Here is a 10506-nt window from a genome sequence, read left to right as displayed (position 1 = left end):
TTCTTAAGCGATAATAAAAATGGGGTGTCGCAATATATTATCGATGCAAGTAGTGACAATAATAAGAATCAATTGGTATATTCAAAAATTTGATTATGTAAAATTTTTATTCATCGTTCAGTATAATTTCATTCCATATAAATAGCTATCAAAATCATTCGTCATTCATTATGAAATCATTTTCGAACTAATCAGGTTCGTTGAAGATTCTTCCTACTTCCTCTAAGGTGTGTTCCTTTCCATCTTTACCAAGGCCAAAACGCATTCTTAGAATTCTCTCTTCTTTTGGCGTTAAAGTTGCAAGGACATTAGTTGTAATGCCTCGTAAATCAGCAAGTATTGCAGCATCTTCTGGTTTTGAAACTCGCTTATCTTCTATACAATCACCGAAAGTGCTACTGTCATCCTTTCCTGTTGGAGCCTCGAGACTGACCGGATCTCTTGCTATTTTCATAACTTTACGTATTCTTTCCAAGGGCATTCCAAGTTCTATACTCAATTCTTCTAATGTAGGCTCTCTTTCCATCTCATGAGTTAACTTTCTTAGTGTTCTATTGATTTTGCTAATAATTTCTACCATGTGAACCGGTATTTTAACCACTTTGGACTGTTCTGGTATTGCTCTAGTGATTGATTGCCTTACCCACCAGGTTCCATAAGTTGAAAATTTGTATCCACGTTTGTAATCAAATTTATCCACAGCCTTCATGAGACCGATATTGCCTTCTTGTATTAAATCAAGCAAAGCAAGACCTCTGTTTGAATATTTTTTAGCGATAGAAACTACTAGCCTTAAATTAGCTTTGATCATCTCCTGTTTTGCTTCAGAGATTTCTCGTTCATGTTTTTGTATTTTTTTGATTAATTCCTTAAATTCTTGTACATTGTCTTCTTGTACGTACTGCTTTATATTATTTAAAGTATTAGTTATGTATTCAAAATTGTCATTTATAAACTTTGCGAATTTGTTTTTTACTTCATCTTTGAGAAAAGATAGATTTTTATTAATTTTTAAAAGATCTATATTTTTTGACTCATACTTTAATAGTACATTGTCATAAACCTCGTAGAAACTTTCTCTATCGATCTCGTATTTTTTAGCTTCAGAAATAAGATTTGCTTCTTCAAGCATAATAGATCTATTTATATTATAAAGTTTTTGTGTGATTTTAGCAGTAGCGGTGTCGCTTAATTTAATTTGTAGCGCAGTGGACCATATTTGATTATATAAATCTTTATATGTTAATTCACTAGAAGAATTTTTTTTTAGTGTTAGTGCTTTATTTGCTAAAGTAATTATCTCATCTAGTGCAACCATTACCTTAGGTAATAAATCATTTTCCATTTCGAGGATAGAAACATTTAAGTTTGTTGAACTTATATTCTCGTTACCGCTTTCTTGCTCGTCGTTGTTTTTTTTGTTATCCGTTTTATAATCTTCGCAGTGTTTATCATTTTCAGCATCTTCAGAACCATCAATATCTTCAATATTTTCTTTAACATCTTCTTTAGGCATTGCATTAAAATCGGAATTATAAATTGCATCTAGGTCTATGATTTCTCTCAGTGAGAGAGATCCGCTGCTCAAATCATCACGCCATGCTTTTATCATTCTTAATGTTGCTGATGTTTCAATTATTGCACGCAGCATATTGTGCTTTTCAGATTCAATTTTTTTTGCTATTGTGATTTCATCTGTTCTTGATAAGAGTTTCACAGAGCTCATATCTTGTAGATAAACTCTTACTGGATCGTCATTTTGTATTAAAGTTGTAGCAACGTTTGATAATGTATCGTCGTCATCTAGTTTGCTGTCATTATTATTAGAAGGAGCATCCTCTTCATCTTCGCTACTTTCAAGTATGTTAATTCCGGAGTCTTGTAATAGGGATACGGTATCATCTATAAAATCAGATGAAAAATTTTCGTCTGATAATTTTTCATTTATATCATCAAAAGTGATAAAACCACCCTTTCTTATACTCTTGGTTACAAGATCTCTGATGATTTTTTTCTTATCTTCTTCGTTATTAATAGCTGACATTATTACCTTTGTAATCTAAACTTTATTTACTATGCTAGTAAATAGACCTACAGTGAATGAAAGCCTATGATGGTTTAGCTTCTGGCTACTTATTACTTCGTATAGTTTAAGATACTATTAATTCACATATATTTATCTTGGTCAATTTTTCCATATTTTTCTTCTATTTTTACTGCTATAGATAACCCAACTGAAAATGTTGCAATTCCAACTACTATGGCAGTAAGCATTAGAACTTGCGGTATAGGATTACTATATAAATGAAGACTTGACCCCAGTATAGGGGGTAATGAGTTTTTTATATATCCTAAAGATATATAAAATAACAAAACGGATGCTTGAAAAACATTTATTCCTATCATTTTCTTGATTAAATTTTTGTCATTTATGATAATGTATAAACCCAGTATCATTAATATAATAATAATTGTATAGTTATATAAAGTCATTATTTTTTTTACGGGCAAAGCTTATGTATATAATAAGCATGGAGGAACAGACAGTAAGTGCTACACCTAGTTCCGCCAAGAAAATACCTAATTTTTGACCAGTAACATTGTTAGCCAACAATATATCGTAAGATAAAAAACTTCGGCCAAGTAAAACTGTTGCAATGCCTGTTCCTCCATAAATTAAAATGCCTAATATGTTAGTAAATTTAATCACAGAATAGGGTATCGCTTTTAAAGTTGTGGATATACCAAATATCATTGAATACAGTATTATTCCAGAAGCGATAATTATTCCTGCTTGAAAACCTCCACCTGGAGTGTAGTCACCGTGAAATTGTATATATAGAGCGAATAGAATAATAAAGGGTATCATTAAAAATGATATTGTATTTAACACAGGATCTTTAACCATTCTTATTCTTTTTCTTCTTTTAGTGTCAGTATTATACAGAGTGCTGCGGTAAAAACTACTATAGTTTCGCCAAATGTATCATAGCCACGGAGGCTTGCTAAAATGACCGTTACTATGTTAGGAACACCAGTAATTTTTTCAGTATTTTCTATATAATAAGGAGCAACATGTAGGTGGATTGGAGCATCATGGCTGCCGAAATCTGGTAGTTGAGTCATAAAGTATGATAAACATATGGCTAAAAATAACATAAAAAAAAGCATTATAGGGCTGTGAGATAGATTTATTTTATGGTTCTTTATTAAAGAAAGTGCGGCAAACGTAAAAACTGTACTAAGTCCTGCACCAACTGAAGCTTCAGTAATTGCAACGTCGGGTGCATTCATGATTAAGTACATAAGTGCAATAAGTGAGCTGAATGCGCACATTAAAATACCACTCATAATTAAGTGTTTTGAAAGGACTATAAAAACTGTAACCATAAGTAACAGCAAGAGTAATGTTATGTTTAATATTTCTAACATTTTAATCTTCTTTAATAGTTTTTTCCTTACTTCTATAGTAAGTATGCGCTAGAATATAACTGTTAGTTGAATTGGCTACCCATAGTATAAGAATCAATAATATGATTTTGACAGTGTTGATTGAAAGTTTATTTTGCAGAGCAAAACCAATTAACAATAACATTGCGCCACTAGAATCTGTAATGCCTGCTGCATGTAATCTAGTGTAAAAACTTGGGAATCTAATTATTCCTATAGTTGAGATAATTACTAAACATATACCTAAGAATATAAAAGTAGACCCTATCATAAATTATCGAAGCAACACTAATTTCATTAATGCTAAAGTTGACATAAAGCTAATGCCGGCATATAATAGTGCTATATCAAGCAAGAAGACGCTGTTTAAAATAATCGATATTGCTGGTATAAGTAAGACTACTTGTGTTGAAAAATTATTAAACGCTAGCACTTTATCATAAATACTCGAACTGAATACTGTATGGCATAACATTGTAACAATGCAAAATAATAGTAAATAAACAGCAGCGTGAATCATTTATAAATTACAAACTCTTTAGTAGCCTTCTATTTGATTTGCTCTTCGTCGTCTATTTTTTATTATCTTGATCATCTATTTTACTTTTTACTTCGTTGCCTTGGATATTAGTACTTTCTTGATTTACATCAGAACTTATGTTGAACTTGTTATGAGGAGAACTCAGTAGCTTTTCTAACTTGCTTATGTTACTTATATTTTCTTTCATATATCCTTTGCATCTGCTTACCAAGAGATTAAATAGCTCGTGAATATTTACCTGCCTTTCTGCTATTTCATATAAAGAAATAATAGTATTTTTATGACCCTTAAATTCATCTGCTTGAATTGAACTGCTTGCTCCTGTATTTAAATCATGTGTTCTCTGACTTGCTAACAGAACTAACTTAAAGCGGTTGCTTACTTGCCTTATACATTTTTCTATAATAGATTCAGCCATAAAATACTACTTGAATAAGTTTCATACTATACTATAAAAAACAAAATGTCAACTGTGTATCTCTTTAAGATCTAGCTTCGTGTTCAGGTCTTACTGCTTGGTTTTCTGTTATCGTAATTGTTATTTCATGTTCGAATTTTTTGAGAAAGCTTAACAGTCTTTCTAAAGAGAAACCATCTGTTTTGCCATTTTTAATTTGTGATATCTTTGGTTGGTCAACACCTAGCTTTTCGGCTGCATGAGCTTGAGTCCAAGCGTTTCTTTCTATAACTTTACTGATTATGTTAAGCAACTTCTTTTTTACTTCTACATTGCATGAATTATTGTTTAACGATATTATTTCCATATATACTTACCTATCAATAGCTTTGTAAAACATTACAACATAAATTTGATATCTCAAAGTATTAATATCATATAATTTATGCTAAATAATTATATGATATTAATACGGCAAGACTTTGAGTCTATTGTTTATTGATATTTTTATCAGATTTATGTTAATTTTAAACTATTATTTGGCCTTAAAAGGTCATTCATAGCAAGAACTGGTAATAACTACAAAATTTAGGATAAATTTTTCTATTTTATATGAAAAAAGAGAGATTTATGTTCCTATGTCTTAAATGTAGATGCTTATTTATGACTTTTATTTTAATAAGAATGCCATACACTATTACTTGTAATGTAATTCAAATATTTGTTGTTTTTTAACTGGAACACTGTTTAGTTAATAGATTAAATTGTGTTTAATATGACAAAAGTAGAAAAAGATGTTGCTATAATTATGGGAAGTCAGTCAGATTATAGTACTATGGTTTATGCTGTTGATATGTTAAAAGCATTAGGAATTTCGCATGATATATTTATAATATCTGCGCATAGGACACCAGAAAGGCTCTTTAATTTTGCTAAATCTGCACAAGAAAAGGGTTATAAAATTATTATAGCTGGTGCAGGGGGGGCAGCTCATTTACCTGGTATGGTAGCGTCGCTTACTTGTTTACCTGTTATTGGTGTTCCTGTGTATAGTAAAGAGTTAAATGGGTTGGATAGTCTATTATCGATAGTGCAAATGCCAAAGGGTGTTCCGGTTGCAACTATGTCTATAGGAGAAAGTGGAGCATGCAATGCTGCTATTGCAGCAGCATCTATGTTATCAATTTCTAACAGTGAAATTGCAGGTAGATTAAGGGAATGGAGAAACAAACAGACCGATTTAGTGAAAGAAAAACCAGCACCGTAATAGGCTTATGGCAATAGTTCTTTTAGACACAAAAACCATAAATCGTATAGCAGCAGGAGAAGTAATTGAGAGGCCAACAAGTGTAGTCAAGGAGCTAGTAGAAAATGCAATAGATGCTGGAAGTTCAAAAATAGAGATTAAAATAGAAAGCGGTGGGCGTAATCTTATTACTGTTATAGATGATGGAAATGGAATGGAGAAGAGTGATTTGAAACTTGCATTTATGCGCTATACTACTTCAAAATTGAATGATAGTGAATTAATAGAAATTAAACATCTTGGCTTTAGAGGGGAAGCGCTACCATCGATAGCAGCAGTAAGTAGAGTAAAGTTATCGTCTAGAGCAAGAGGAACAAATGAAGCGTGGTCTGTAGGTTATGAGGGTGGAGAAGAAGTAGTAGAAATTACTCCTTGTTCTTTATCGCAGGGTACACATGTTGAAGTTCGTGATTTATTTTTTGCTACTCCGAATAGACTGAAATTCCTAAGAAGTGAAAGAGCAGAGACTCAAAATATTGTTGATATTGTAAACAACTTAGCGATGGCTAGCTATAATATCGGATTTAATCTTAGTTCAGGCAATAAAAAGCTCTTAAAATATGTCAAGCAAACCTCATTATTTAGTAGACTATGTGAAATAGAAGAAGAATTTTATGGTAATGCTTTAGAAATTGATGAAGAAAAAGATGGTATTAGACTTATAGGACACATCTGCAAGCCAACTGTTAATTATAGCAATTCAACTATGATTTATACGTTTGTTAATGGAAGACCGATTAAAGATAATCTACTTATCGGTGCAATTCGATATGCGTATCATGATTTTATTCCGAGTGACAGGTATCCTTTTGTAGCATTACATTTAAAGGTACCATATGACCAAGTAGATGTGAATGTGCATCCGAATAAGTTAGAAGTGAGGTTTCAGAATAAGAAGGCGATATATGGGATAGTGAGAAGGGGGATAATAAAAGCATTATCAACTAGAATAGGTATTTCTGATGTCATTCCAGCATGTAATTCTGAAATCTGCAGTGAATTCCGGCATTCAATTGCTTCAATAACAGGTGGTTTCGTTAAAAACATGTTACCTAGTGCATTTAGTATTCGTAAAGGATTCTATAAGAGAAAGTCAAGCAATTTAGATAATCAGTTAATGAAAGGGTTCAATTTGCTAAATAAGGGAGAGAAAAGCTTATTAGAACGGTCAGAGTTATTTGATTGTACTGGTATACAAAAATCTTCATTACAAGCAGAGACTATGGTTTTAGAAAGGGAACAAATTAACTTGATAGAAAGCTATCCTCTTGGGTTTGCACGTTGCCAGGTTTACAATATTTATATTATTGCTGAGGCTAGAGACAAATTAATTATAGTTGATCAGCATGCAGCTCATGAGAGGTTAATTTATGAATGCTTAAAAAAAAAGTCAAGCATAAAAAGACAAAAGCTTTTTTTTCCTGAAGTAGTTGAAATTAAGAATCAAATTGGGATGGAGATGATTGAGATTTATAAAAATAAGCTTTTTGAAATAGGTTTTGATATTGAAATTAAATCAGAAAATGAAGTTATAGCAAGAGAAATTCCTGCAATTTTGGGAACAATAGATGTGAAGGAGATGTTGATGAATATAGTTGATAGATTAACCGAAATAGAAGACACTTTACCAATAGAAGATAAAGTAAACAAAATATTAGCTACGATTGCTTGCTATGGATCGATTAGGGCGGGTAGAAAAATGAGGTTAGAAGAAATGAATATGCTGCTTAGGCAGATGGAAGAAACACCATATTCCGAGCAATGTAACCACGGAAGGCCGACTTACATAGAAATGAAACTAAGTGATATTGAAAAATTGTTTGGGAGGAAATGAGAAGTGCCGTGAGCATATAAACTTTTTATCACCCCTTTCTCGTTATCTACACTTTATAAATATTGTGACTTCAAAAATTCAAATCTAGACGTAAAACTGCTTAACAAAGCTTACCAATTTTCCTATTTATGATAATGAAAGTATTCAGTTATCTTTAAGCTGCGCAGGTTAAACGACGAAAGTGTATACTTAGTTAGTATCTTATATTTAATTTTTGCACTATCTGTTTCTCTCATGTCTTTGTTAATTTTTATCTAGAAGATTCTAAGATTTCAAGCTGAAAACGCATTTATAAGTCGTTTAAGATAGTGTAGAATAGCTAGTTTGTAGAATGTTAAATAACTAGCTACTACAAGGTTTCTTTTATTTTCTTTTCTACTTAGTAAATTTTCTAAATATTTATAGTTAGCCATATAATTATGAACGAAGATATGCTCTTACAACGGATAGTGTCATTCAACATGTAAGCTGGAAGTCTATATTTCTTTTTTTTGGATTCCGGTGTTAGCTACTTAGGTAACATTATAAACGTTAATTCTGGTGCCGTGTATCATCTTATATTTTCTTTATATCAAAAAAACTTGTTTTTTAAAATGAATGATTGTACATTTTAATAAGCTAGAGTTATATATAAAATGGAAAGCTTAAAGGAACTATCTTTAAGAATCAAAAATATTAGATCTGTACAGAAAATCACAAAAATAATGCAAATGGTTTCTGCAGTAAAATTATTGCAGAGCCAAAAAAAGTTATCAAATTCAAGATTGTATATATCTAAGCTGCATAACATTGTTTCTTCATTGCTGGTATCAGTTGATCAAGAATTTTTGGCAAAAATTTTAAATGTTGATAGTGACAGTACTTATCTAGTGTTTATTATTGCATCTGATCGTGGTTTGTGTGGTAACTTCAATTCTTCTATTGTAAGGTTTAGTCAAGAATATATTAATAAATTAATTATAAGTGATAAAAGAGTAAATATTATATTTCTTGGTAAAAAAGCTTTTGACATAGGTAAAAATAGGTTTGATTCTGAAGTTATCTTGAAGGTTGAAAACAGTAAGGGAATTACGTTAAAGCATATAGAATCTTTAATTGATGATATTGATCTCAGTAAATACAACAAAGTCAAGGTTTTCTATAACAAATTTTATAATACCTTCACACAAAAACCGACATTGGAAACAATAAAGCCGTGGAGTAAAGACTCATCTTTAATTATTAATTTTTTAACTACTTCAATGGTAGATTATGACTATGGGTATGAACCTCAAAATACTGAATTTATTTTGCAATCTTTGATTCGAGATTATATTACAGCTGCTCTTTACTCCGCTTTACTTGAAAGTGTAGTAAGTGAGAATAGCGCTAGAATGGTTACTATGGAATCGGCAAATAAAAATACCGAAGAAATGCTGAATAAATTAGCTCTACTTTACAATCGTTCTCGTCAAGCAGCGATTACAACCGACTTGATTGAAGTGATAGGTGGTGCAGAATCTTTATGAAAACCTAAGGAGGTAAGAAATGGATATACTAAATATTGCAGCAGATGTTATAAAATTAGTAAAAAAGCAAAATCAAGGCGCAGAAGTTTCAATATATGAAATTAATAAAATATCAGTTTCTCAACGCCTATCAAAAGTTGAACAAATATCCCAATCTAAAAATTGCACTGTAGGAATCAGAGCTATAGTAGACAAAACTAAAGCTGCATATATTTCTACAAATGATTTAAACAATCTTAGTAATACGGTAAGTCAAGTAGTAGAAATGGCAAAGAACGTACCAAAGGATCCTTACATTAATTTTGCTGTAGATGGAGGTAATTATACTTCTTCTACAGATTTGGGTATCTTAGATAATAATGTTGTAACTATTGATAATTTAAAAAAAATTGCTGAAGCTGCAGAAAATTCAGCTTTTTTATGTAAAGAAGTTGTTAATTCTGAAGGAGCTTCTGCTTCATATTCTTTAGTAAATACAGTGTTGTTTACTGTTTCTGGTTTTGTCGGCTCATTTAGTAAATCAATCTTTGCTAATCAAGTTTCTGTTATTGCTGGAGGAAAAGGTAAAATGAAGGTTGGTTATAGTTATGATGTAGCGTGTAATTTCAATGACCTAAGATCGCCAAGGTTAATAGGGAAAGAAGCAGCAAAAAGAGCGGTTGACCAATTGAATTCACGTTCAATTAAAACTGGCAAACTTCCAGTTATTTTTGAAAAAAGAGCAGCAAAAGAACTGGTAAAAAGTTTTGCTTCTGCTATAAATGGTAGTAGCATCGTGAGTAGCAGCTCTTTCTTGAGAAATAGTTTAAATACTCAGGTTTTTAATAATAGAATTAACATCATTGATAACCCATTGCTACCGAAAGGTATAGAATCAAGACCTTTTGATGGAGAGGGGATAATTAGCAAAAAGAACATACTTGTAAAGAACGGAGTGCTACAAAATTGGATTTTAGATCTGTACTCAGCTAAAAAACTAAATTTAGAAACAACTGGAAACGCAATACGTGCAAACAACGCTGCAATTCTTCCTGCAGCTAGTAACTTCTATATTGAAAATGGAAATATATCGTTTGAAGAATTGATTGAGGAAGTGAAGGAGGGAGTATATATAACTGATTTATTTGGCTTTGGTGTTAATTTAATTAATGGTGATTACAGTCAAGGTGCGTCAGGGTTTTTTATAGAAAATGGAAAAATAGCGTATCCAATACACGAAATTACTGTTGCTAGCAATTTAGAAAATATGTTTAATAACTTGGTTGTTGCAAACGATTTAACTTTTTGTGGGCAGTTTAATTCGCCAACGATTAAAATTAATGAAATGATAATTGCAGGCTCGCTCGGTAATTAGAAATTCTAGTTGCATTAAATACAATAATTGTGTACTATAATCATGTAATGTTAGAGTAGACTATGGAGTATAGAGGTTTAGTTTTAATAACTAGACTTCAGGCATTTTCAGTTGTA

General features: G+C 31.4%; 11 protein-coding genes and 1 pseudogene. 4 read left to right on the top strand and 8 right to left on the bottom strand.

All coding sequences use genetic code 11. The annotated features are described in order from the left end of the window. Positions 1–199 precede the first annotated feature (199 nt). The 8 genes and pseudogenes from HSX44_RS03105 to HSX44_RS03070 all read right to left on the bottom strand — a co-directional run. Positions 200–2044, bottom strand: a pseudogene (locus tag HSX44_RS03105) (sigma-70 family RNA polymerase sigma factor); the annotation flags it as partial. 122 nt (positions 2045–2166) lie between these two features. Then, positions 2167–2493 (bottom strand): cation:proton antiporter subunit C, encoded by a 327-nt coding sequence (locus HSX44_RS03100; RefSeq protein WP_275602259.1) that lies wholly within the window; start codon positions 2491–2493, stop codon positions 2167–2169. Then, entirely contained in the window at positions 2480–2908 is a 429-nt protein-coding gene (locus tag HSX44_RS03095; protein WP_275602258.1) for a Na(+)/H(+) antiporter subunit B, read from the bottom strand. The genes HSX44_RS03100 and HSX44_RS03095 overlap by 14 nt, the downstream gene beginning before the upstream one ends. Before the next feature lie 2 nt (positions 2909–2910). Beyond that, positions 2911–3432 carry a DUF4040 domain-containing protein gene (locus tag HSX44_RS03090; protein ID WP_275602257.1) on the bottom strand — a complete coding sequence of 174 codons (522 nt, stop codon included), beginning with the start codon at positions 3430–3432 and terminating at the stop codon, positions 2911–2913. A gap of 1 nt (position 3433) precedes the next feature. Next, positions 3434–3721 carry a monovalent cation/H(+) antiporter subunit G gene (gene mnhG / locus HSX44_RS03085; RefSeq protein WP_275602256.1) on the bottom strand — a complete coding sequence of 96 codons (288 nt, stop codon included), beginning with the start codon at positions 3719–3721 and terminating at the stop codon, positions 3434–3436. A 3-nt stretch (positions 3722–3724) separates the two neighbouring features. After that, positions 3725–3883: a monovalent cation/H+ antiporter complex subunit F gene (locus tag HSX44_RS03080; RefSeq protein WP_275602255.1), complete on the bottom strand. Its 159-nt coding sequence runs from the start codon at positions 3881–3883 to the stop codon at positions 3725–3727. Positions 3884–4022: 139 nt separating this feature from the next. After that, the gene (gene rpoZ, locus HSX44_RS03075) at positions 4023–4409 is read right to left on the bottom strand and encodes a DNA-directed RNA polymerase subunit omega (RefSeq protein ID WP_275602254.1); all 387 of its coding nucleotides are present in this window, start codon (positions 4407–4409) and stop codon (positions 4023–4025) included. A 64-nt stretch (positions 4410–4473) separates the two neighbouring features. Further along, positions 4474–4755, bottom strand: a complete 282-nt coding sequence (locus HSX44_RS03070) for a helix-turn-helix domain-containing protein (RefSeq protein ID WP_175818544.1) — start codon at positions 4753–4755, stop codon at positions 4474–4476. A gap of 408 nt (positions 4756–5163) precedes the next feature. On the opposite strand from HSX44_RS03070, the gene purE reads away from it, so the two are divergent. From purE to HSX44_RS03050, 4 genes are all read left to right on the top strand, one after another. Then, complete coding sequence (gene purE, locus HSX44_RS03065; RefSeq protein WP_275602253.1) at positions 5164–5655, top strand: 5-(carboxyamino)imidazole ribonucleotide mutase; 492 nt, start codon at positions 5164–5166, stop codon at positions 5653–5655. Positions 5656–5662: 7 nt separating this feature from the next. Next, entirely contained in the window at positions 5663–7528 is a 1866-nt protein-coding gene (gene mutL / locus HSX44_RS03060; protein ID WP_275602252.1) for a DNA mismatch repair endonuclease MutL, read from the top strand. A 635-nt stretch (positions 7529–8163) separates the two neighbouring features. Then, on the top strand, positions 8164–9036 hold the full coding sequence (atpG, locus tag HSX44_RS03055) for an ATP synthase F1 subunit gamma (protein ID WP_275602251.1): 873 nt from the start codon (positions 8164–8166) through the stop codon (positions 9034–9036). A gap of 19 nt (positions 9037–9055) precedes the next feature. Beyond that, positions 9056–10390, top strand: a complete 1335-nt coding sequence (locus tag HSX44_RS03050; protein ID WP_275602250.1) for a TldD/PmbA family protein — start codon at positions 9056–9058, stop codon at positions 10388–10390. Positions 10391–10506: the final 116 nt, after the last annotated feature.

Source organism: Wolbachia endosymbiont of Onchocerca gibsoni (genome assembly GCF_029169405.1).
Classification (GTDB): Bacteria; Pseudomonadota; Alphaproteobacteria; order Rickettsiales; family Anaplasmataceae; genus Wolbachia.
The sequence above is the reverse complement of the archived record's forward strand: the minus strand, read 5'-3'. Positions and strand labels throughout refer to the sequence as shown.